This window comes from Pseudonocardia yuanmonensis, from assembly GCF_039542425.1.
Lineage (GTDB): Bacteria > Actinomycetota > Actinomycetes > Mycobacteriales > Pseudonocardiaceae > Pseudonocardia > Pseudonocardia yuanmonensis.
Genome location: NZ_BAABIC010000018.1, coordinates 56,831 through 78,506 on the forward strand (window position 1 = coordinate 56,831; position 21,676 = coordinate 78,506).

The following is a 21,676-nucleotide window of genomic DNA, read 5'->3' on the forward strand; positions in this document are numbered from 1 at the left end:
GGTCGGGGCCGTGAGCCGGGTGGTCGTGATCGGGGCCGGCGTCGGCGGGCTGGCCGCGGCGGCACGGCTCGCGGCTCTGGGGCACGAGGTGGCGCTGCACGAGCGCGCGGACACGCACGGCGGCAAGCTCGGCGTCGTCGAGCGGGAAGGGTTCGTCTTCGACACCGGGCCCTCCCTGCTCACCCTGCCCGGCGTGCTCGAGGAGGTGTTCGCGGCGACGGGCGGCCCCTCCGGGCTGGTGATCGAGCCGGTGGACCCGGTGTGCGCCTACACCTTCGCCGACGGCACCCGGCTGGACATGCCGCACGACCCCGCGGCCGTCCCGGCCGCCCTCGACGCCGCGCTCGGGCCCGGCGCCGGCGCCGCCTGGCAGGCACTCCACGAGCGTTCCGGCCGGTTGTGGGAGCTCGTCGGCGAGGCCGTGCTGCGCCGCCCGCTCGACCTGCGCGCACTGCTGCGCATGTCCGCGCGGCTCCGCGACCTGCGGGCGGTCGCCCCCTGGCGGACGCTCGCGGGCCTGGGCCGCGAGCTGCTGCCCGACCCCCGGCTGCGGACGTGGTTCGCCCGCTACGCCACCTACTCCGGCTCGGACTTCCGCCGCACGCCCGCGGTGCTGTCCGTGACGCCGTACGTCGAGCAGCGGTTCGGCGCCTGGTACGTGCGCGGCGGACTGCGCCGGATCGCCGACGCGCTCCTCGAGCGGTGCCGCTCCCTCGGCGTCGCCGTCCACCTCGGGTCCGAGGTCCAGGCGGTCACCGTCGCGGGCGGGGCGGTGCGGGGCGTCCGGGTCGGCGGCCGCGAGGTGCCCGCCGACGTCGTGGTGTGCAACGCCGACGCCGCCGTCCTGTACGAGCGGCTGCTCCCGGCCGGCACGGCCCGGCGGGCCCGTCGCGACCTGCGCCGGGCGCCGCGGTCGCTGGCCGGCTTCGTGCTGCTGCTCGGCCTCGGGCCCGCCGACCGGGCGGGGTGCCGCGAACCCGGCGCGGCGCACCGGGTCTGGTTCCCGCGGGACTACGCCGCCGAGTTCGACGCGATCTTCGGCCGGCACCCGCGCCCGGTGCCCGACCCGACGATCTACGTGCACGCGCCGGACGATCCGGCCCTGCGGCCGGACGAGGCGAGCGAGGGGTGGTTCGTGCTGGTCAATGCGCCGGTCCACGACCCCGGCCGGGGCGTCGACTGGGACGCCCCCGGCCTGCGGGAGCGCTACGCCGACCACGTCCTGGCCACCCTCGCGGCGCGGGGCACGGACGTCCGGGACCGGGTCCGCGTCCGGGAGATCCTCACGCCGGCCGATCTCGAGCGGCGTGCCGGCGCCCCGGGCGGGGCGATCTACGGCACCGCGTCGCACGGCGCACGTGCCGCGCTGCGCCGCCCGGCCAACCGCTCCCCCGTCCCGGGGCTCTACCTGGTCGGGGGCTCCGCGCACCCGGGCGGCGGGCTCCCGCTCGTGCTGCGCTCCGCCGAGATCACCGCGGGGCTCATCGGCCCGGCGCCCGGTCCCCCGGAGGGAACCCGCCGGGGATCGAGCGCAGGATCCCCGCCACGAGCTGCAGGAGCCCCACCACGCCCACGACCGTCCACGCGACCACGAGCACCGTGGCCCAGTCCCACCCGGTGAGCGGGGTGCCCGTGGGCAGCGCCCCCGCGCCCAGCGCGGCCACCGCGACCACGATCACCCGCGTCGGCCGCTCCGCGACCGTCACCGCGCCGACCCCGGGCATGCCGACGGACTGCGCCCGGGCCCGGACGTACTCGTGCAGCAGCACCAGCGCGGCCGCGACCACCGCCCATCCCGGCGGCGCACCCAGCGCCACCAGCACCGCCGCCAGGAGGAGATCGCCCACGCGGTCCGCCGCGGCGTCGACGACCGCCCCGAGCGGCCGCGCCCGGCCGGTGCCCAGGGCCACGGCACCGTCGAGCCCGTCCAGGATGCCGGCGGCCACCACGAGCACGGCGGCCAGCAGCGGCCAACGCCCGCCCGCCGCGGCCGCGGGCCACGCCCCGGCCACCGCCAGCACGCCGGCCAGCGACAACACGTCCGGCGGCACACGGGACGGCGGGCCCGCGGCGAGCCCCTGCACCAGCCGCAGCCAGACCCGCACGATCCCCGACGGCTGCACGCCGGAGTGGAGACCCGACCAGCCCGCGACTCCCCGCTCCCCCGCCTCGTTCACGGCGCCAGCCTCGCACTACCCCGGGTCGTCCGCCGCGCCCGGAGGCACGCGGTGAACGCGCCGCGGTCCCCGCGGGCCCTGCTGCGCGAGACGGCCCGGTCCTTCCCCGCCAGCGACGTCGCCCTGTGGGCCGCCGGCGCCACGTTCTTCGGCCTGCTGGGGCTGGTCCCGCTGGCGCTGGTCTCGCTGCGGGTCGCGGGCGTGCTGGTCGGGCCGGAGACGCTGCGGGCCGGGATGGACACCGCGATCGGCGGGCTGCCCGGCGGGCACGGCACGCCCGAGGCGCTGCGCACGCTGACCGCCACGGCGCTGGACATGTCCTGGGTGCAGACGCTGGTGGCGCTGTTCCCGGCCAGCCTCTACGGCGAGGGCCTGCGCCGGGCGTTCCTGCAGCTCTCCCCCGCCCGGGACCGGTTCACCGGGTGGCGGGGGCGGCTCGGCCTGCTCGCGCTGGCGGTCGTCGCGCCCGTGCTCGTGCTCGCCGTGCTGGCCGCGGCGCCCCTGGTCGCCCCGCTCTACGTGCGGGGCGGCTGGTGGCTCGCGCTCGGCGTCGTCGTCGCGTTCCACGTCGTGTGGGTCACGGTGTCCGTGGCCCTGGTGCTGGTGTTCCGGCTCGTCGGGCCCGGCCGGATCGGGTGGCGCGCCCTGCTGCTCGGCGGGTTCGGCACCGGGTCCGTCCTCGCCGGGTTCCTGCAGGGTTTCCTGCTGTTCCTGGCCATTCCGGTCGAGTGGTCGGCCCCCTTCGGCGGCCTCCCGATCGTCGGCGCGGTCTCCGCGCTGGCGCTCTGGCTCTACCTGCTGCACGTCCTGCTGCTCGCCGGCTACCGCGCCACCCTCGTCGCCGACGACGTGCTGCGCGGCTGACCTCGCGGACGGCCGGCACGCACCCGTTCGACTCGCGTCCCGCCCGATCCGGGGTCATGCTCCTCGTGAACAACGTGTGACGCGGTTCGCGAGAACGGAGACGGAGCGGACATGACGGTCATGGCGCCCCCGGCCGGGACGGACGCGGCGGACACCCGGCCCGGGAGCCGGCACGCCGCCCAGCTCCCGCGCCTGCGCGCCCTGCACTCGCTGGCGCCGGACGACCCGCGCCGCCGGGCGCTGCGCAACTCCATCGCCGAGACCTACCTGCCCATCGCCGAGCGCATGGCCCGCGGACAGGCCGGCGCCTCCCCCGCGGCCTACGACGACCTGCTGCAGGTCGCCCGGCTCGCCCTGCTCACCGCGATCGACCGGTGGGACCCCGAGCGCGGCGACGGCACGGACTTCGTCGGCTACCTCGTCCCCTGCATCCGCGGCGAGTTCCTGCACCACTTCCGCGACCAGACGTGGATCGTGCGGGTGCCGCGCCGGGTCAAGGAGATGGCGGGCCGGGTGAACCGGGCGAGCTCGGCGCTCTACCAGCGCCTCGGCCGGGCACCGCGACCCAGCGAGATCGCCGAGGCGCTGGGCGTCGACCGGGAGGTGGTGCTCGAGGTCCTGCTCGCGCAGGGCTACCAGACCGCGGGCTCGCTCGACGAGCGGCGCGACCCCGGCGAACCCGACGACGCCCGGCTCGGCGAGCTCGACGACGCCCTCACCCGTGCGGAGGACCGCGCCACCCTCCGCCCGCTGCTCGCCGTGCTGCCCGAGCGCGAGCGGACCATCGTCGGCCTGCGCTTCGTCGACCAGCTCACGCAGTCGGAGATCGCCCGCCGGGTCGGGGTCTCGCAGATGCACGTCTCGCGGCTGCTCGCCCGCAGCCTCACCACCCTGAGGGCGCACGTCACGGCCAACCACGTTTGACGAACGGTTTCCGGACCTACTCAAGAGGAGGACCCCGTGAACCGGGACGACAGGAAGGACACCATGACCACCACCGAGAACCGTCCCCAGATCAACTACACCGTCCCCGGGATGAAGTCCGACGAGGCCGGCCAGGTCGTCACGCTGCTCCAGGACCGGCTCAACGCCCTCAACGACCTTGCGCTCACGCTCAAGCACGTGCACTGGAACGTGATCGGGCCGAACTTCATCGCGGTGCACACCATGCTGGACCCGCAGGTGGACGGCGTGCGCGAGATGGTGGACGACGTGGCGGAGCGGATCGCCACCCTCGGCGGCTCGCCCTGCGGCACCCCGGGCGCCCTCGTCGCGCAGCGCAGCTGGGACGACTACTCGATCGGCCGCAGCGACGCGATCGCCCACCTCGGGGCGCTCGACCTCGTCTACGCCGGGGTGATCGAGGACCACCGGGCCGCGATCGAGAAGACCGAGGAGCTCGACCCGGTCACCCAGGACATGCTCATCGACCAGGCCGGCGACCTCGAGCAGTACCAGTGGTTCGTCCGGGCCCACCTGGAGAACGCCGACGGCACCCTGCGCTCGGCGAGCGCGGACACCGAGGTCGACGCCGCGAAGGCCGCGACGAGCTGATCCCCGCACACCGGACGGGCGGCCCGGACGGGTCGCCCGTCCGGCGCGTCGGCCGTCGCGCGGTTACGCTGCGAGCGGCCCCGCTACCGGCTCCTCCCAGGCTGGTGAGCGATGTACGACACAACCGGATCCCGGCGCCCCGCGGGCGCCCGGGACGTCCCCGGGACCACCGCCCAGTGGTCCCGACCCCCCGAGCGTCGGCCCCGTGCCGGCGCTCCCGAGCGCGCCCTCACCGCGGGTGGGGGGTGCCGTCGTGGCTGACACGCGCCGGCTCCCGCTGCCCGTCGTCGAGACGTGGGACTGGCAGCGGTCCGCGGCGTGCCGCGGCATGGACAGCGAGGCCTTCTTCCATCCCGAACGCGAGCGCGGCCCGGCGCGGGCGCATCGCGAGAGCCGGGCGAAGGAGATCTGCCGGACCTGCCCGGTGCTCGAGGAGTGCCGGCGGCACGCCCTGACCGTCGACGAGCCCTACGGGGTGTGGGGCGGGCTCTCCGAGCACGAGCGCCTGGCGATCACCCGGCCGGCCCGTCGCCGCCCGCGCACCTGACGCTCACGAGCGCGTCGTCGACGCGTCCCGCAGTCTGCTGGTGAGGTTCTCGATCTCGCCGCGGGCGTCGTCGAGCTGCGCGCGGGTCCGGCGCAGCTCGTCGGAGCGTTCCCGCAGGTCCGACCGGGCGGTGTCGAGCTCCTCGGCCGCCCGGTCGCGGGCGTCGTCGGCCTCGCGGCGGGCCTCGTCGGCGCGCTCGCGGGCCCGGTCGCTGTCCTGCAGCCGGTCCTCGAGGTCGGCGATGGTCTGCGCGGAGGCGAGAGTGTGGCCGTCGTCCAGCAGCTCGCGCAGCCGGCTCGCGAGGGCGAGCTGGCGGCGCGAGTACCGGCGGTGCCCGCCGCCGGTGCGGTGCGGGTGGAGCACCCCGGCGTTGTCCAGGCTGCGGAGGAACGCAGGCTGCACCCCGAGGAGCTCGGCCGCCTGTCCCATCGAGACGGCCGGGTAGTCCTGGTCGTCGAGCCTGTCGAGGTTGTTGGTCACGGCCCCTCGCGTTCCTCCCCTTCCGGCCGGTGCGCGGCGCACGACCGACCTTCGTCCGGCGAGAAAACTTGTACCAGCAGGTGCAGGTTTTCGCAAGCAGGGGCGGGACGTCACCGGCCCGGTCAGGCGACCAGGAGGTCGACGAGCCGGGCCCGGTCCGGCCCGGGCGCCGGCGGCGGGACCGCGCCCGCGTGCCGCTCGACGGCGGCGCGGACGGCCGGCCGGGCGAGGACCTCCGGCGGGAGCGCCGTGCACAGCGCGATCTCGATGACCCCCCGGAACGCGTCCGGGTCGGTGGCGGCGGCCGCCAGCAGCGCCTGGGTCGTCGGGTTTCCGGCGGGCGGCGGCGTGCCGTCCCGGGCCGCCACCATCTCGGCGATCCGGACGCGGTCGGCCGCGATCTGGGTGTGCACGAACGGCGCCACGACCTCGTCCGTGCGCGCCAGTACGGTGCGGGCCAGGCGCGCCGGGTCGTCCAGGGCCTCCCGGACCGCGTGGCGGAGGACCTGGGCGTGCAGCACGCCGACCGACAGGCCGCGGCCCGCCGACGGGTTCGTGCACGCCCAGGCGTCGCCCACCGGCACGAACCCGGTCACCACGGGCCGGCCGTCCACGGCGTAGCGGCGGAGGCAGTCGAGCACGCCCGCCATGGGGCGGACCCCGCCCAGCGGCTCGCCGTCCAGCCAGTGCGCCTGCAGCGGGCAGGCCCCGACGACCCGCTCGAAGACCCGCGGGTCCCGCAGTGCGCGCAGGGCGTGGTCACCGCTGGTCCCGAACACCGTGACGGACCAGGTGTCGTTGTCGCTGCGCAGCGTCAGCAGGGAGATGCTGCCCATCGGCATGATCGCCCGGCCGCGCAACCGCGGCGGCTCGGGCCCACGGTAGAAGCGCGTGTAGTAGACGTAGCCGCGGTCCTCGGTCATCTCCTGCGGCGGCCGCGCCCCCGCCGCGGCGAGCCAGGTCGCCGCTCGCGTCCGGCGGCCCGTGGCGTCGACGACGAGGCCGGCCGGGAGCGTCCGGCCGTCCGTGGTGACCACGCCCGTGACGTGCGGGACCCCGGCGAGCACCGACGGCCCGGTGGTCAGCGCCGCCACCTTCGTCCCGCGGCGCACCTCCACCCCGGGCTCGGCCTCGGCCAGCTCGGCGAACACGGCCTCGAACACCGGCCGCCGCCCGGTGACGAACCGCAGGTCCTCGTCCCCGGGCCGCGGGGTCCGGTCCGTCAGCGTGGGCGGGGCGGCGGCGAGGTAGTCGACCCAGACGCACCCGGCCTTCTCCAGCAGCCCGGTCACCTCGGGCAGCTCCTCGTCGCACACCCTCCGGAACCGGGCGAACAGGTTGTGCGGCTGGCGGAACTGCGCGACCCCGGACCGGCGCCAGCTCCCCCAGGCCTCCTCGGCCGTCGCCGGCGCCGGCTCGGCGTCGCCCTCCAGCACCGTCACCCGGTGCCCGTCGCGGGCCAGCATCACCGCGGTGGCCAGCCCGATCACCCCGCCCCCGCACACCACGACCGATCCCACCGCGTCACCGCCCCCGCTCCGCGCCCGGCACGACACCGGACATCCGTGCCGGAGAGGGAGCAGGGTGATCTACCGCGTGATACCGGGAGGGGTTCGCCTCGGCGCGCACCGTCAGACCCTCGTGGCGAGCAGCTCGCCGAGGTGCTGGTCGGCCTGCGGCATGCAGTCGGCGTGATGCCGACCGCCCGCAGGAGCGGCGAGATCGCCCGTGGTGGAGCGCGACGGTCGGAAATAGACTCTCCCGGACCACGACAGGTGATCATGACGCCCGCACCGGCCGGGCGACCGCGGCGGCGCGCAGGCGGGTCCTCGAGCGGTGCCCCGAGGGGCGGGGACGGGTGCTCAGCGCTCGTCGACCACCCGGCAGGCCTTGAAGGTGGTCTCGGGGAGGGTGCCGGGGGCCAGGATCGTCGCGGGGACCCGGATCCCGAGCACCCGCGTGAGCGCGTCCTCGACCGCCGGCCGCAGGCCCGGGTCGCCCTCGGCCTCGACCGTCATCTCGTCGAGGGCGCCCTCCTTCCGGACGCGGATGCGGAACTCCGGGCCCAGCCCGGGCACGGAGCGCAGGGCGGTCTCGACGGCGCTGGGGAAGACGTTGGCACCCCGGATCACCAGCATGTCGTCGAGCCGCCCGAGCACGCCCTCCGGCAGCCGGGGGTAGGTCCGCCCGCAGGGGCAGGGATCGGTGGCGAGGTAGGTCTCGTCGCCCGGCGCGAAGCGGATCATCGGCTGGGAGTCGCGCCAGAGGTGGGTGTAGACGACGGCGCCCCGCTCGCCGACCGGGATCGGCGCGTTCAGGTCCTGTGCGGACACCACCTCGGTGAACACCTCGTCGACGTACAGGTGGGTGCCGGTGCCGGCCTCGCACCCGACGCTCGTCTGGAAGGGGTACATCTCCGAGGTCGAGCCGGCGTCGGCGGCGATCGCGCCCCAGCCCTCCTCGATGATCGCCCGCGTGCCCGGGAGCGCCCCGCCGGGCTCACCGCCGACCAGCAGGTGCCGGACCGTCGACTCCCGCAGGTCGATCCCCATCGCCTCGGCCACCGACAGCAGGTGGATGCAGTACGACGGCGTCGCGCTGAACACCGTCGACCCGAGCCGGCCGATCAGCTCCAGGTGCTTCTGCGAGTCGGTGATCCCGATCGGGAAGAGCGTCGCCCCGATCCGCTCGGCGCCCTGCACCACGCCCCAGCCGCCGAAGAACAGGCCGAACGGGAACCCGACCTGGACGACGTCGTCGGGCCGGACGCCGGCGCACCACTGCGCCATCGCGTGCACCTCGCCCGCCCGCTCCCAGTCCGCCCTGGACACCGCGTACATCGTCGGCACGCCCGACGTGCCCGACGAGCCGTGGATCCGGGCGATGCCGCCCGGCGGCAGCTCGCGGGTGTAGCTGCCGAACGGCGGGTGCGCGGCCTGGTCCGCCACGAGCATCGTCTTCGTGATCACCGGGACCTTCGTGGTGAAGTCCTCGAGCGACCGGACGTGGTCGGGGTGGAAGCCGTGGGCGTCGTAGTGCCGCCGGTAGAAGGGCAGCTCCGCGTAGGCGTACCGGAGCTGGTGCTGGATCCGCTCGAGGATCAGCACGTCCCGCTTGACCGGATCGAGGGTCTCCCGCTCCTCGTCCCAGAACCGGGGGAAGCCGCGCGCGTCGGTCCGCACCGACCGGGGTCCGCTCATGGTGGCTCCTCAGCCGATCGCGCGGTCCCGCGCCGCCCAGTGGGGCGCCCGCAGGACCTTCTTGTCGATCTTGCCGAAGGGGGTCTCCGGCAGCTCCGCGACGAGCTCGACGGACTTGGGCCGGGCGTAGGCCGCCAGCTCGCCGCGGGTCCACTCCAGCAGCGCGGCCGGATCGAGGTCGCCCGCCGGGACGACGACGGCGTGCACCGCCTCGCCCCAGTCCTCGTGCGGCACCCCGATCACCGCCGCGCGGGCGACGGCCGGGTGCCGCACCAGGACGTCCTCGACCTCGCGGCAGTAGACGTTCATCCCGCCGCTGATCACCATGTCGGCCTTGCGATCCCGCAGGTGCAGGTAGCCGGCGTCGTCGAGGAGGCCGACGTCGCCGGTGCGGATCCAGCCGTCGGGCAGGAACTTCGCGGCCGTCGCCTCCGCATTGTCCAGATAGGACTCCAGCGTGTACGGCGCCCGCAGGCAGACCTCGCCGGTCGTACCCGGTGGCAGGGCCCAGCCCGCGTCGTCGACGACCCGCACATCGGCCATGATCGACGCCTGCCCGCACGACCCGAGCAGCTCCGGCCGGGCGGGGTCGTGGTCGTGCTTGGCCAGCCGGGTGCCCCAGTTCGGGCACTCGGTCTGGCCGAAGAGCTGCACGAACACCGGCCCGAACACCTCCAGCGCCCGGGCCAGCCGGGACGGGGCGATCGGGGCGGCGCCGTAGACGATCGTCCGCAGCGGCAGGTCCTCCCGGTCCCGGGTCAGGTCGAGCAGCCGGTAGATCATCGTCGGGACCAGGAAGGTCCACGTGACGCCGCGCGTGCGCAGCAGGTCGAGGGCGCGGGCGGCGTCGAACCCCGGCTCGATGACGATCGTCGCGCCGCGGACCAGCGCGGACTGGGCGAACAGCCCGGCCGCGTGGGCGAGCGGGGTCATGAGCAGCAGCCGCTCGTCCTGCGCGATCTCGGCCTCGACGATCTGCGCGTACTGCACCGCGACGGCCGACGCCTGGGTGTGCACGACCCCCTTCGGCAGCCCGGTCGTCCCGCCGGTGAAGTAGATCGCCGCGCGGTCCGCCGGGCCCACGGCGAGCCGTGGTGGTGCGACGTCCGCGGGGCCGGTCAGGCGCTCCCCCGCCGGCGGGCCGCCGCCGTCGTCGACCCGCAGGATCGGCAGACCCGCCCCCGCCCGCTCCCCGATGCCGGCGACCCCGGTGCCGAGCACGAGGGCCCGCACCCGGGCGGCCTCGAGGACGTGCCCGACGGTGGACTCCGGCAGCAACGGGTTGACCGGCACCTTCACCGCGCCGAGCCGGGCCACCGCGACGTCCGCGACCACGAACTCGACGCAGTTGCCCAGGTACAGGGCCACCGCGTCGCCGCGCCGCACCCCGGCGCGCCCGAGCTGGTCCGCCACCGCCGCGGACCAGCGGTCCAGGTCGCCGTACGTCCAGCTCCGGCCGCCCGCCTCGACCGCCGTCCGCGCCCGGTGGCGCCGCAGCGCGGCCTCGAACTCCTCACCCAGCGTCGCGCGCACCGCTCAGGTGGGCCTCTCGACCAGGCCCTGCGCGAACGCGACGTCCCAGTACGAGTGCAGCCCGCGGACGTGCTGGCCGCCGTCGACCGGGATGAAGTGCCCCGTGATCCGCTGCGCCGCGGGCGACATCAGGAACAACGCCACGTCCGCTATGTCCGAGGGCTCCTGGTTCCGCTTGTCGGCGACCAGGGTCCGGTCGGTGAACTCCTGCCCGATCTGCCCGACGGAGAAGCCTTCGCCGAGCGGGGTGTTCACCAGGCCCGGTCCGATCGAGTTGACCCGGACGCCGCGGCGGCCGAGCTCCCCGGCGCAGGTCTGGGTGAACTGCATGACCCCGGCCTTCGCGGCGCAGTAGTGCCCCATCCCGTCCGTCGCCGCGATGGCGTTGAGCGAGGAGATGTTGACGATCGAGCGGGGCGCGCCGTCCGCCGGCAGCTGCCGCGCGAACGCCCTCGTGCAGAGGAACGTCCCCTTCAGCAGCGTGTCGACGATGAGGTCCCACTCCTCCTCGGTCGTGTCCTCGACCAGCGAGACCGTGGCGGTGCCGGCGTTGTTGACCAGGTGGTCGACCACGCCGAACCGCTCGGCGGCCAGCGCGAACGCCGCCTCGACGTCCGCGGCCACGCACACCGAGCCCTCGTGCCAGGCGATCCGGTCGCCGCCGCCGAGCTCCTCGGCGGCGGCCTTGATGTTCGCGGGCTCGACCTCGAGGACGACGACGTTCGCACCCTTCTCCAGCACCGCCGCGGTGATCCCCTTGCCGATCCCGCTGCCGCCGCCCGTGACGAACACGGTGCGGCCGGCGAGCTCCGGGACGGGCGAGGACAGCCCCGCCCCCATCAGGCGAGGCCGAGCGCGACGTTCGCCAGCTTCTGCCGGCGGGCCAGCCGCTCCCGCGCGGTGAAGTGCGGCATGACGTACCGGGCGAACATCTCCAGCGACCGGTTCCACTTGTCCGTGGTCACCCAGTCCCGGACGTTGATCAGCAGCGTGCCGAAGCCGCCGACCTCCTCCTCCAGCTCCTTGATCTGCCGCACGCAGTCCTCGGGGCTGCCGATGATCCACGGGATGTTCTCGACCATCCAGTCGAGGGTGAGGTCCGCGTCCGTCATGCCGTCGCCGATCTTCATCAGCGCGCCCAGGCCGAGGCCGAAGAGGTAGTCGTAGGAGAGTTTCACGCCCTCGCGGATGTCCTTGAGCGCCTGGTTCTTGTCGTCCGTGACGTAGACCTCGCGCACGATCCGCCAGTTGTCCCTGGTCACGGCCGGGTCGATGCCGGACCGGGCGCCGGCGTCGAGCATCGCCGCGCCCATCGCCCTGAGGTCCGGCGCGTCCTGGTAGGTGCCGTTGTCGATCGGGGCGAAGTGGACGGACAGCGGCTTCCAGCCCCGCTCGCCGCACTTGGCGTAGTTGTGCACGCCGGTCAGGCCGGCGATCGCGAAGGGCGGCACGTCCTGGTAGGGCCCGACCTGCAGCTGCCGGTTCTCGTACTTCCAGTACACGCCCTCGTAGCTGACCGGGTCCTCGGAGGTCAGCAGCTGCCAGATGATCTCCAGCGCCTCGTTCGTGCGTGGCGCGGCCTCGGAGGGCTCCAGCCCGAAGAGCGCCTTGTCCGTGGGCAGCCCGCCGCCGCCGAAGCCGTACTCGAGCCGGCCGTGCGTGAGGTGGTCGAGGAACGCCATCCGCTCGGCCACCATGAACGGGTCCTGGTACGGCAGGTTGATCACGCCGGTGCCGAGCCGGATCCGGTGGGTCACCGCGGACGCCTTGGCGATCATGTACTCCGGCACCGGGACGTTCTCGTAGCCGCCGGTGTGGTGCTCGCCGATCCAGTACTCGTGGAAGCCCAGCCGCTCCGCCTCCACGATCCCCGCGATGTCGCGGTCGTAGGACAGCGTCCAGTTCTCGCGCGGCGGGTGCTCGGGCATGGTGAAGAAACCGAACTTCATCGGTCGGGTCCTCTCGGTGTCCGGTCGGACCGGGCGTACGCAGGCACGACGACGCCCGGAGCGACAGCAAGGACGAACACGGGTTTGCTGATCGCAGGCGAAATCACTGTGTCGCGGGCCACCTTCGGTGTCAAGGGCCGTCCCCCGGCCCGATTCGGACATCTCGACAACCGTTGATAGGCGAACCGTGGTTTGGTTTCATGGCCTGCGTGACGAGCCCCGATCCGCGCCCCCGGGTCGTCGCCGGACCGGCGGACGACGGCCTGGTCGAGGGCCGCCGGTGCACGGCGTGCGGCGAGGTCGCCGCCTTCGCCTGGCCCGCCTGCCCGGCCTGCGGCGGCCCCGTCGAGCCCGCCCGCTTCGGGCCCGAGGGCACCGTCTGGAGCGCGACCGTCGTCCGCATCCCGGTGCCCGGGCGGACCCCGCCGTACGGCCTCGCCTACGTCGACCTCGACGGCGGGCCGCGCGTCCTCGCCCACACGGGCGGTCCCGTTCCGATCGGCGCCCGGGTACGGCTGGTCCCCGCCGGCGGGACGGACGACGTGACCGTCGAGGTGATCCGGTGAGGGTGGGGATCGAGGGCGTCGGCACCTCGCACTTCGGCCGGCAGCCCGGCGCCGACCTGGTCGACCTCGCGTTCACGGCCGTCGACGAGGCCTTCCGCGCGGCCGGCGGCCCCCGGTCCGTCGACGCGGTCTGGGCCGGCACGGTCTTCGGGCCGGCCGGGGTGGCGCAGCGGGTCCTGCGCGCGATGGGCCTCACCGGGATGCCGGTGCTGACCGTCGAGAACGCCTGCGCCAGCGGCACCACCGCCTTCGCCGAGGCCTGCGAGGCCGTCCGGTCGGGGCGGTACGGGCGGGTGCTGGCCCTGGGGATCGAGCGGATGGGCGACGGCGCGATCACGCCCGAGGCGACCGATCCCGAGGGCCGGTCCGGGCTGGCCCTGCCCGCGCTGTACGCCATGGCGGCCGCGCGGTGGCTGCACGAGGGCCGGGTGACGCCCGAGCAGCTCGCCGCGGTGTCGGTGAAGAACCACGCGCACGCCCTGCACAACCCGCGGGCCCAGTACGCCGGCCGGTACACGGTCGAGGAGGTGCTGGCGTCCCGGATGATCGCCGACCCGCTCACGCTCCTGCAGTGCTGCCCGACCTCGGACGGGGCGGCCGCCGCGATCGTCGGGCCCGCGGCACCGGGGCGGGTCGCGGTGCGCTCGGTCGCCCTGCGCTCGGGCGCGCCGTGGAACCACCGGTCCCCGCACGTCTGGGGGCACGACCTCGTGCGCGACACCGCGGCGGCGGCCTTCGCGGCCGCGGGCGTCGGTCCCGACGAGGTCGACGTCGCCGAGGTGCACGACGCCTTCACCATCGGCGAGGTCGTCACGACCGAGGCGCTGGGGCTCGCGGGCCCCGGGGAGGGCGGGAAGGCGGCCGCCACCGGCCGCACCGCCCTCGGCGGGGAGCAGCCCGTCAACCCCTCCGGCGGGCTGCTCTCGCGCGGTCATCCGCTCGGCGCGACGGGCCTGGCGCAGCTCGCCGAGATCGTCTGGCAGCTGCGCGGCGAGGCCGGCGGCCGCCAGGTCGACGGCGCGCGGATCGGCCTGGTGGAGACCATGGGCGGCGGCGTGTCCGTGCTCGACGGCAACGCGTGCGTCGTCGCCGTGCTGGAGGCCCCGTGACCGTGCTGGGGCCGGGGACGTGGGCCGACCTCCTTGCCCCCGAGGCCGTCGCGGACCCGTACCCGCTGCTCGCCGAGCTGCGCGAGCACGACCCGGTGCACTGGAGCGAGCGCTACCGGTCCTGGTTCGTCACCCGGTACGCCGACGTCGACGCGGCGTTGCGCGATCCCCGCTTCTCCTCCGACCGGATCTCGCCGTACCGGCGCGCCCGGCTCGACGGCCCGGACGCCGATCCCGGCGTGCGGGCGGCGTTCGGGGTCCTCGAGGACTGGATGGTGTTCAAGGACCCGCCGGACCACACGCGGCTGCGGAAGCTGCTGAGCCGGGCCTTCACGCCGCGCGCGGTCGAACGCGTCCGGCTCCGGATCGGCGAGCTCGCCGCCGAGCTGCTGGACGACCTGTCCGGGCCGGCCGACCTGATCGGCGACTACGCGTACCCGCTCACCGCGTCCGTCGTGGCGGAGCTGCTCGGCGTGCCCCGGGCCGACCGGGGCCGGTTCAAGGAGTGGTCGGACCGGATCACCGGGCTGGTGTTCGGCGGGATGGGCGATCCGGACCGGCACGCCGACGGCGCCGCGGGGATGGCCGAGCTGACCCGCTACCTGGGCGAGCTCGTCGCCCGGCACGAGCGCGAGCCCGCCGACGACCTGATCACCGCGCTGGTCCGGGCCCGCGACTCCGGCGACGCGCTGACCCATCAGGAGGTCGTCTCCACCGGGGTGCTGCTGCTGTTCGCCGGGCACGAGACCACCACCAACCTGATCGGCAACGGGCTGCTCGCGCTCCTGCGGCACCCGGGCGAGCCGGCGGACGGGCCCGGGACGGTCGAGGAGGCCCTGCGCTACGACGGCCCGGCCAAGACCATCGCGCGGATCATGGCGGCGGACGTCGAGCTGGGCGGACGGGTCCTGCGTCGTGGCGACCGCGTGTTCCTGTGCCCCTCGGCGGCCAACCGCGATCCCGCGGTGTTCGCCGATCCCGACCGCTTCGACGTGACCCGCCGGCCCGGCCGCCAGCTCGGCTTCGGGCTCGGGCTGCACTACTGCCTCGGAGCCCCGCTCGCCCGGCTCGAGGCCTCCGTCGCGATCCCGGCCGTGCTGCGGCGCTTCCCCGGGCTCCGGCTCGCCGACGAGCCGCTGCGCTGGCACCCGGTGCTGCTCTCGCGCGGCCTGGTCCGGCTGCCCGTGCACCTCGACCAGTGCCCGACTAGTGCATGCTCCAGCCGCCGTCGACCGCCAGGGTGATGCCGGTGAGGTAGGAGCCGGCGTCGGAGGCCAGCAGCAGGAGCGGCCCGTCGAGCTCCTCCTCCCGCCCGATGCGCCCCATCGCGGTGCGGGCGGCCAGCGCCTCGACCCCGCCCTCGCGCTCGAGCAGCGGGGCGGTCATCTCGGAGGCGAACCAGCCGGGCGCCAGCACGTTGACCCGGATCCCGTACCGGCCGGACCACTGCGCGGCGAGATCGCGGGTCAGGCCCGCGAGCCCGGCCTTCGACGCCGAGTAGGCGGCCTCGGGCAGGTGGCCGGTGCTGTGCCCGAGCGCGGACCCGATGTTGACGATCGCGCCGCCCCGGCCCGCCGCGATCATCGCGCGCCCGGCGTGCATCGCCATCCGGTAGGCGCCGAGGAGGTTGACGTCGAGCAGCTGTGCCGCGCGCTCCGGGTCGTCCTTCTCCGCGCGCGCCGCGTAGCCCGTGCCGGCGTTGTTGACCAGGACGTCCGGCCCGCCGAGTGCGACGGCCGCGGCGACCAGGGCGGCGCACGAGGCGTCGTCGGTGACGTCCGTCGGCACGGCGACGCAGCGCCGTCCGGCCTCCCCGACCGCCTTCTCGGCCGCGGCCAGCCCGTCGGCCCGCCGGGCCCCGACCACGACGTCCGCCCCGGCCTCGGCGAGCACCCGGGCGAACCGCAGCCCGAGCCCCGAGGACGCGCCGGTGACGACCGCGACCCGGCCGTCGAGCCGGAACCGGTCGCTCACTCCTCCTCCGGGAAGGAGCGGGCCAGACCGGCCAGCCCGCCGCCGGCGACGAGCCCGCCGAGCGCGAACGCGAAGAGGCGGTCGGCGAGCTCGCGGTCGGCCGCCTCGCCCCGCGGGACGAACCAGTGCTGCATCCAGTCGAGCATCCCGACCAGCGCCCGCGCGACGGTCCGCGGATCGGCGGCCAGCGAGAACTCGCCGGTCCGGGCCCCCTCGGCGACCAGGGACTCGACCGCCGCCATGTACCGGGCGTCCATGTCCCGGAAGTCGGCGAACCGCGGCGCCGTCATCCGGCCGATGTGCTGCAGGTACACGAAGGCGGCCGGGTAGAAGTCGGCGAAGATCCGCACCTGCATCCGGATCAGCTCGCGCAGCCGGACCGCGACGGTCTGGCCGGTGTCGGCCTGCAGGCGTTCGAGCTCGGCGAGCAGCTGCTTGGCGGGCTGCTCGACGACCGCGAGCAGCAGCTCCTCCTTGCTGCCCACGTAGTTGTAGATGCTGCCCTTGAGGATCCCGACCCGGGCACCGATGCCCTCCAGGGTCGCGTTCTCGTAGCCGCGGTCACGGAACTCCTCACCGGCGGCGGCGAGGATCTCCGACCAGCGGCTGGGGCGGGGCACGTCCGGCAGCCTAACGCCACGGACGGCCTCACCCCGCGCCGATCACACCGTCTCGATCACACCGTCTCGATCCGGAACGTGGCGCAGCGTCCGGCCAGCGCGACGAAACTCTCGGGCTCGAGGTCGGGCACGACGCCGGCGTCCCGCATGATCTTCGCGCCCTGCGGGATGCGGACCGGCCACACGCGCAGGACCGGTTCGGCCTCGGCCGGCGAGAGCTCGACGAGCCGGACGCGCTCCTCCTGGCGGCCGACGGCCAGGATGCCGACCCCGGCCGCCCGGGCGTTGGCCGCCCAGTCCGCCCCGGGGAACCCGGCGAGCAGGTAGCGGCCCCCGTCGTGGTGCAGCACCGAGACCGGGGTGCGCCGGAGCTTGCCGGTGCGCCGGCCGGGCAGGACGAGCACCGGCATCTCGCGGGCCCAGCCCAGCCCGAGCCGGCGGGCCGCCAGCAGCACGGCGTTCACCGGCCGCAGCCACCGCGGCGGTGCGATCTTCTCCGGCATCGGTCCCCGGGCGCCTCAGCCGCCCTCCGCCCGCCGCCGCGCGACCGGGGCCCCGGCGAGGTCCTCCTCGTTGCACAGGAGCTTGACCTCGTAGTACGGCGCCCCGGCCCGGTCGTCGTAGTCGAGGTGGATCGCGATGACGTCGAGCGGCTCGCCGAGCCACTCCTGGGCGCCGCGCAGCCACTCGGCGGAGCGGGACAGCGCGGACGGGAGATCGTCGTCGCGGAACACGACGGGACGGAACGGGACGTCCTGGATCTCGTCCTCGGGGCCGCCGGGCCGGGGGAGGTCACCGGACAGGCCGGCCTCGTCGAGCTGCAGTTCGACCAGATTGTCGCTCACGGTCCCGAGCCTAGGCCCCGGGCGCCACCCGGCACACGCGGAGCGGGACCGGGCGGTCTCACGGCAGCGGACCGGTGCCCGGCAGCGCGGAGCCCGGGTCGAGGTCCCGGTCGTCGGGTGCCGGCGTGCGGCCGGGCAGGAGCACCGCGGCCGCCACCGCGCCGGCGAGCGCCAGGCAGGCCAGCACGAGGACGGCGGTCCGCTGCCCGGTCACGGCGGCTCCGAGCGGGGTGCCGCCCGCGACGAGGGCCCGCGCGGTCGCCGTCGCCGTCAGCACGGTGACGACGGCGATGGAGATCGCCGCGCCGACGGCCCGCGTGCTGTTCAGCGTCCCCGCCCCCGACCCCGTGGCGGGACCGCGGCACGCCGGACATCGCCGTCACGGTGCAGCTCACGCTCGCGGCACCGGTCCCCGCGCCCAGCAGCAGGAACGGCACGAGCAGGTCGGGGGCGAACGCCGTCGAGGGCCCGTAGGCCCGGGACAGCAGCAGGGCGCCCGAGGCCGACACCAGCATTGCGGCCGGCACCACGATCCGCGGCCCGACCAGGTGCAGTGTGCGGGACGCGACCTGCGCGACCACCGCCGTCAGCGCGGCCCACGGGACGAAGGCCAGCCCCGCGCGCAGCGCGGACCAGCCGAGCGTCTCCTGCATGAACAGCGAGGTGGTGAAGTAGGCGCCGATCCCCGTGCCCGCGGTGACCAGGACCAGGGCGAACCCGACGGACGTGCGCCTGCGGAACAGCCCGAGGGGCAGCAGCGGCTCGGGGCTGCGCACCTGGGACACCACGAACGCGGCGGCGAGCGCGACGGCGCCGAGCAGCAGGACCACCGCGGCGGGGAGCCCGCCCGGGACGCGGAGCTCCCCCAGCCCGAGCACCAGCGCGGCCACCGCCGCGGTGCACAGCACGCCGCCGAGCAGGCCCAGCCGCGGCCTGCGTCCCGCCGGGACCCCGGCCGGGACCAGGAGCAGCACCGCGACCGCCGCCACGACGCACACCGGGACGTTCACCAGGAAGATCCACTGCCAGCCGCCCGCGGACGTGAGCAGGCCGCCGAGCACGTTGCCCAGCGTGGCACCCACGGCCCCCACCGCGGCCCACGCGCCGAGGGCGGTGCTGCGGGCGCGCGGGGCGACGAACACCGAGGTCAACAGCGCCATGGCCGCGGGCGAGGCCATCGCCGCGCCCAGCCCGGCGAGGGCGCGGGCACCGATCAGCACCCATGCCCGGTCCGCCACGGCGCACAGCAGCGAGCCCGCCCCGAAGACGAGGAGCCCGGCCAGGAACAGCCGTCGCCGGCCGAAGACGTCGGCACAACGGCCGCCGAGCAGCAGCAGGCAGCCGAAGGTCAGCGGGAAGGCCGTCAGCACCCACTGCAGCTCGCCCGTCCCGAGCCCGAGCTCACGCCGGATCACGGGCAGCGACACCGTCACCACGGTGCCGCCGACCAGCATCATGAACTGGACGCTGCACATCAGGGCGAGGAACGCGCCGCGCCGGGTGACCACCGGCGCGGCACCGGGTGCGGCACCGGCGGTACCACCGGGTACCGCGTCGGACCTCGCCGCGGGGATCTCCGTGCCCACCCCGTCAGCCGGCCCGCGCGACCCGGCGGACCGCTCGCTCCGCCCGCCCCGGCCGGGCCGGCCGCTGGGTCCGTGCGACGAGCTCGGACACGGCGAGCCGGCACGGCGAGCCGGCGGGCGAGGGCGCGGGCGGCGCCGGCGACGCCAGGACGACGGGGCGTCCCGCCGCGCCCGCCGCGACGGCGGCCCCGACCGGATCGGCCGGGTCGGCCGGCTCGACGGAGCCGCCAGGGCCGACCGGGTCGGCCGGCTCGACGGAGCCGCCAGGGCCGACCGGGTCGACGGGGCCGACCGGGCCACCAGGGCCGACCGGGTCGACGGGGCCGACCGGGCCGAGGGCGGGCGCGCTCACGCCTCCACTCCGCCGACGGCGGCCCCGAGGTAGGCGGTGATCGCCGCGAGGGTGTCGTCGAGGTACTCCACGAGCATCCCGTGTCCGCCGCGCGGCAGGACCTGCAGCGTGCCGTGCGGCAGCAGCTCCGCGATCTCGACGGACTGCGCGACCGGGGTCAGCACGTCCTCGGCGCCCGTGAGCACCAGGGTGGGGGTGGTCGCCGAGGGCAGGTCCGCCCGGGAGTCGTAGACCCGCAGGCCGGCGGCCTGGGCCTCGAAGCCCTCGAGGGTCGTCGGGTGCGGGTCCTTGCGCGCGAGCTCGGCCTGGGCCTGCGCGGCGGTGTGGTCGGCGAGCAGCCGCGGGGTGAACGCCCAGGGCATGCCGTGGATGCCGATCGCCACCGGGTCGACGCCCGCCCGGCGAAGCGCGAGGCCCGAGTCGAGCCACGCGTCCTGGACCCCGGTGTAGGACGGGAAGGCGTTGAGCAGCACCGCCTTCGTGAGCAGGTCGCCGTGCCGGACGAGCATCGACTGGAGCACCGAACCGCCCAGCGACCAGCCGACGGCCGAGACCGGGCCGAGCCCGAGATGCTCGACGAGGGCCGCGGCGTCGTCGCCCAGGGTGTCGATCGGGTACGGGCCGGGCGGGACCTCCGACAGCCCGGTGCCCCGGTTGTCGAAGGTGACCACGGTGTAGCCCTCGCGGAGCCGCGGAACGGCAGCGGCCCACGCGAGGGAGCTCAGGCCGAGCCCGGCGATCAGCAGCAGCGGCGGGCCGTCGCCCTGCACGTCGTAGCGGAGCCGGACGCCGTTGACGGTCGTGGTGCTCACGAGCCCGCCACCAGGGAGGCGGCGCCGACCCGGGCGCGGCTGACCTCGGGCGTCCAGTGGTCGGGTTGGTCGGCCCACAGGTCCCGCAGCTTCGGGATGACCTTGGTGCCGAACAGGTGCGTGTTCATCGCGGCGGTCTCCTCCGGGAGGTTGCCCATGTGCAGCGAGGCGATCAGCTGCCCGACGCGCAGCTCGGTGGCCAGCTCGCGCAGCCGCTGCGCCACCCGGTCCGGGGTGCCGGCCACGATGTAGCCCTTCTCGTCGTACTCCCAGAAGGACATCTCCCCGGACACCGCGCGCCGCTTGTCCTCCTTGGCCTCCGGCGTGGTCGTCCGCTGCAGCATCCCCGCCATGGCGGCGGACGAGTGGTAGCCGGGCGGCGTCGCCCAGCGCACCGCGGGGTCCCGGACGCGCTGGAAGTAGCGCACCGCCTCGGCGTACTTCTCCTCCGCCTCCCGGTCGGTGTCGGCCACGCAGACGATCTGGGTGAACGCCATCCGGTGCGGGTTCAGGTCGCCGTCGTGCGCGGCGACGTAGTCCCAGTAGCCGTCCACCAGCGGTTTAGCGGCCTTCAGCCCGGAGAAGGACAGATGGCCGTAGCAGTAGTTCTCCCGGGTCACGAGCTCCCAGGTCTCCGGGCTCGACGAGCCGGGAACCCAGATCGGGGGCCGGCGCTGGATCGGCCGCGGCCACAGGTTGACGTGGCGCAGCTGGGTGTAGCGGCCGTTGAAGGCGAACGGCTCCGGTTCCTCCCAGGCGCGCAGGATCAGCTCGCGCGCCTCGTGGAAGCGCTCGCGCAGCTCGATCGGCGGCCGGCCGTATGCGTGGGTGGAGTCCATCGGGGTCCCGAACACGAAGCCGGCGATCAGCCGCCCCTCGGACAGGCAGTCCAGGTAGGCCATCTCCTCGGCCACCCGGATCGGCGGGTTGTAGAGCGCCAGCGAGTCCCCGATCACGAGGATCGCGGCTCTCTCGGTGCTGCTCGCGACGCTCGCCGCCAGCAGGTTCGGCGACGGGGTCATCGCGAACGGCGTCTGGTGGTGCTCGTTGACCGCCAGCCCGTCGAAGCCGGCCCGCTCGGCCTGCTGCATGAGCCGGATGAACATCCGGTAGTTCGCGCCGACGCGCTCGGGGTCGGCCATCGCGATCGGGCTGTCCACCCAGCCGCCCTGCCCGGGCGCCGGGAAGTCCGGGGGCAGCCCGTCGTAGGTGACCTCCGCGAACCAGTGGAACTTCACGCTCCCGCCTCCTGCCCTCACCCGGCCGCACCGGACCGCCGGCACCCGCCGGGGTCCGGGGCCAGCGTGAGCGGCGCCGTGGGGGCCGACAATGGGGATCCGCACAGCGATTCCCGCCGTGTCGTGGGCATCGTCCCGATGCGCGGCCCGAATCGGGCGGAAAAGTGCGGTGTTCCGATCGTCGTTCGAAGTCGGACGCTTCGGACGTTGCCCGTCACGGGTCGCCTCGCTTAGCGTCCGTTCTCGACGCCGACCGTCGATCCCCTGCTG

At 75.3% G+C, this 21,676-nt stretch carries 22 protein-coding genes and 1 pseudogene; 8 read left to right on the plus strand and 15 right to left on the minus strand.

Going from position 1 to position 21,676, the window contains the following annotated elements; genetic code table 11:
- Positions 1 to 10 precede the first annotated feature (10 nt).
- Positions 11 to 1,621 (plus strand): phytoene desaturase family protein, encoded by a 1,611-nt coding sequence (locus ABD990_RS24050; RefSeq protein ID WP_345383002.1) that lies wholly within the window; start codon positions 11 to 13, stop codon positions 1,619 to 1,621.
- A 43-nt stretch (positions 1,622 to 1,664) separates the two neighbouring features.
- Here ABD990_RS24050 and ABD990_RS24055 read toward each other — a convergent pair.
- Positions 1,665 to 2,177, minus strand: a pseudogene (locus tag ABD990_RS24055) (CDP-alcohol phosphatidyltransferase family protein); the annotation flags it as partial.
- Between the two features lie 51 nt (positions 2,178 to 2,228).
- On the opposite strand from ABD990_RS24055, the gene ABD990_RS24060 reads away from it, so the two are divergent.
- The 4 genes from ABD990_RS24060 to ABD990_RS24075 all read left to right on the plus strand — a co-directional run bounded on the left by ABD990_RS24060 (position 2,229) and on the right by ABD990_RS24075 (position 5,142).
- Positions 2,229 to 3,041 carry a YhjD/YihY/BrkB family envelope integrity protein gene (locus tag ABD990_RS24060; RefSeq protein WP_345383003.1) on the plus strand — a complete coding sequence of 271 codons (813 nt, stop codon included), beginning with the start codon at positions 2,229 to 2,231 and terminating at the stop codon, positions 3,039 to 3,041.
- Positions 3,042 to 3,152: 111 nt separating this feature from the next.
- Positions 3,153 to 3,965 (plus strand): sigma-70 family RNA polymerase sigma factor, encoded by an 813-nt coding sequence (locus ABD990_RS24065; RefSeq protein WP_345383004.1) that lies wholly within the window; start codon positions 3,153 to 3,155, stop codon positions 3,963 to 3,965.
- 36 nt (positions 3,966 to 4,001) lie between these two features.
- On the plus strand, positions 4,002 to 4,595 hold the full coding sequence (locus tag ABD990_RS24070; RefSeq protein ID WP_345383005.1) for a Dps family protein: 594 nt from the start codon (positions 4,002 to 4,004) through the stop codon (positions 4,593 to 4,595).
- Positions 4,596 to 4,848: 253 nt separating this feature from the next.
- Positions 4,849 to 5,142 (plus strand): WhiB family transcriptional regulator, encoded by a 294-nt coding sequence (locus tag ABD990_RS24075; protein WP_345383006.1) that lies wholly within the window; start codon positions 4,849 to 4,851, stop codon positions 5,140 to 5,142.
- A gap of 3 nt (positions 5,143 to 5,145) precedes the next feature.
- Here ABD990_RS24075 and ABD990_RS34530 read toward each other — a convergent pair whose 3' ends face one another.
- The 6 genes from ABD990_RS34530 to ABD990_RS24105 all read right to left on the minus strand — a co-directional run bounded on the left by ABD990_RS34530 (position 5,146) and on the right by ABD990_RS24105 (position 12,304).
- Positions 5,146 to 5,622, minus strand: coding sequence for a helix-turn-helix domain-containing protein (locus tag ABD990_RS34530; protein WP_425569651.1), 477 nt, complete (start codon positions 5,620 to 5,622; stop codon positions 5,146 to 5,148).
- A 122-nt stretch (positions 5,623 to 5,744) separates the two neighbouring features.
- Positions 5,745 to 7,142 (minus strand): NAD(P)/FAD-dependent oxidoreductase, encoded by a 1,398-nt coding sequence (locus ABD990_RS24085; RefSeq protein ID WP_345383007.1) that lies wholly within the window; start codon positions 7,140 to 7,142, stop codon positions 5,745 to 5,747.
- A 342-nt stretch (positions 7,143 to 7,484) separates the two neighbouring features.
- Positions 7,485 to 8,822 carry a phenylacetate--CoA ligase family protein gene (locus ABD990_RS24090; protein ID WP_345383008.1) on the minus strand — a complete coding sequence of 446 codons (1,338 nt, stop codon included), beginning with the start codon at positions 8,820 to 8,822 and terminating at the stop codon, positions 7,485 to 7,487.
- A gap of 9 nt (positions 8,823 to 8,831) precedes the next feature.
- The gene (locus ABD990_RS24095; RefSeq protein ID WP_345383009.1) at positions 8,832 to 10,355 is read right to left on the minus strand and encodes an AMP-binding protein; all 1,524 of its coding nucleotides are present in this window, start codon (positions 10,353 to 10,355) and stop codon (positions 8,832 to 8,834) included.
- 3 nt (positions 10,356 to 10,358) lie between these two features.
- Positions 10,359 to 11,195 (minus strand): SDR family NAD(P)-dependent oxidoreductase, encoded by an 837-nt coding sequence (locus ABD990_RS24100; protein ID WP_345383010.1) that lies wholly within the window; start codon positions 11,193 to 11,195, stop codon positions 10,359 to 10,361.
- Positions 11,195 to 12,304, minus strand: coding sequence for an LLM class flavin-dependent oxidoreductase (locus tag ABD990_RS24105; RefSeq protein ID WP_345383011.1), 1,110 nt, complete (start codon positions 12,302 to 12,304; stop codon positions 11,195 to 11,197). The genes ABD990_RS24100 and ABD990_RS24105 overlap by 1 nt, the downstream gene beginning before the upstream one ends.
- A gap of 209 nt (positions 12,305 to 12,513) precedes the next feature.
- On the opposite strand from ABD990_RS24105, the gene ABD990_RS24110 reads away from it, so the two are divergent.
- The 3 genes from ABD990_RS24110 to ABD990_RS24120 are packed head-to-tail and all read left to right on the plus strand — an operon-like array spanning position 12,514 to position 15,223.
- The gene (locus ABD990_RS24110; RefSeq protein ID WP_345383012.1) at positions 12,514 to 12,870 is read left to right on the plus strand and encodes a Zn-ribbon domain-containing OB-fold protein; all 357 of its coding nucleotides are present in this window, start codon (positions 12,514 to 12,516) and stop codon (positions 12,868 to 12,870) included.
- Positions 12,867 to 13,979: a thiolase family protein gene (locus tag ABD990_RS24115; protein WP_345383013.1), complete on the plus strand. Its 1,113-nt coding sequence runs from the start codon at positions 12,867 to 12,869 to the stop codon at positions 13,977 to 13,979. The genes ABD990_RS24110 and ABD990_RS24115 overlap by 4 nt, the downstream gene beginning before the upstream one ends.
- A complete protein-coding gene (locus tag ABD990_RS24120) occupies positions 13,976 to 15,223 on the plus strand; it encodes a cytochrome P450 (protein ID WP_345383014.1) in 1,248 nt (415 codons plus the stop codon). Before ABD990_RS24115 ends, ABD990_RS24120 begins: the two co-directional genes overlap by 4 nt.
- Here ABD990_RS24120 and ABD990_RS24125 read toward each other — a convergent pair.
- Genes ABD990_RS24125 through ABD990_RS24160 form a run of 8 tightly spaced genes read right to left on the minus strand, consistent with a single transcriptional unit; the run spans position 15,186 to position 21,406 of the window.
- Positions 15,186 to 15,953 carry an SDR family NAD(P)-dependent oxidoreductase gene (locus ABD990_RS24125; RefSeq protein WP_345383015.1) on the minus strand — a complete coding sequence of 256 codons (768 nt, stop codon included), beginning with the start codon at positions 15,951 to 15,953 and terminating at the stop codon, positions 15,186 to 15,188. The genes ABD990_RS24120 and ABD990_RS24125 overlap by 38 nt on opposite strands.
- Positions 15,950 to 16,573, minus strand: a complete 624-nt coding sequence (locus ABD990_RS24130) for a TetR/AcrR family transcriptional regulator (protein ID WP_345383016.1) — start codon at positions 16,571 to 16,573, stop codon at positions 15,950 to 15,952. Before ABD990_RS24130 ends, ABD990_RS24125 begins: the two co-directional genes overlap by 4 nt.
- A gap of 56 nt (positions 16,574 to 16,629) precedes the next feature.
- The gene (locus ABD990_RS24135; protein ID WP_345383017.1) at positions 16,630 to 17,076 is read right to left on the minus strand and encodes a PNPOx family protein; all 447 of its coding nucleotides are present in this window, start codon (positions 17,074 to 17,076) and stop codon (positions 16,630 to 16,632) included.
- 15 nt (positions 17,077 to 17,091) lie between these two features.
- The gene (locus tag ABD990_RS24140; RefSeq protein ID WP_345383018.1) at positions 17,092 to 17,418 is read right to left on the minus strand and encodes a hypothetical protein; all 327 of its coding nucleotides are present in this window, start codon (positions 17,416 to 17,418) and stop codon (positions 17,092 to 17,094) included.
- A complete protein-coding gene (locus ABD990_RS24145; protein ID WP_345383019.1) occupies positions 17,415 to 19,004 on the minus strand; it encodes an MFS transporter in 1,590 nt (529 codons plus the stop codon). Before ABD990_RS24145 ends, ABD990_RS24140 begins: the two co-directional genes overlap by 4 nt.
- Positions 19,005 to 19,008: 4 nt before the next feature.
- Complete coding sequence (locus ABD990_RS24150; protein WP_345383020.1) at positions 19,009 to 19,356, minus strand: hypothetical protein; 348 nt, start codon at positions 19,354 to 19,356, stop codon at positions 19,009 to 19,011.
- Complete coding sequence (locus ABD990_RS24155) at positions 19,353 to 20,168, minus strand: alpha/beta fold hydrolase (RefSeq protein ID WP_345383021.1); 816 nt, start codon at positions 20,166 to 20,168, stop codon at positions 19,353 to 19,355. Before ABD990_RS24155 ends, ABD990_RS24150 begins: the two co-directional genes overlap by 4 nt.
- A complete protein-coding gene (locus ABD990_RS24160; RefSeq protein WP_345383022.1) occupies positions 20,165 to 21,406 on the minus strand; it encodes an LLM class flavin-dependent oxidoreductase in 1,242 nt (413 codons plus the stop codon). Before ABD990_RS24160 ends, ABD990_RS24155 begins: the two co-directional genes overlap by 4 nt.
- Between the last annotated feature and the right edge of the window lie 270 nt (positions 21,407 to 21,676).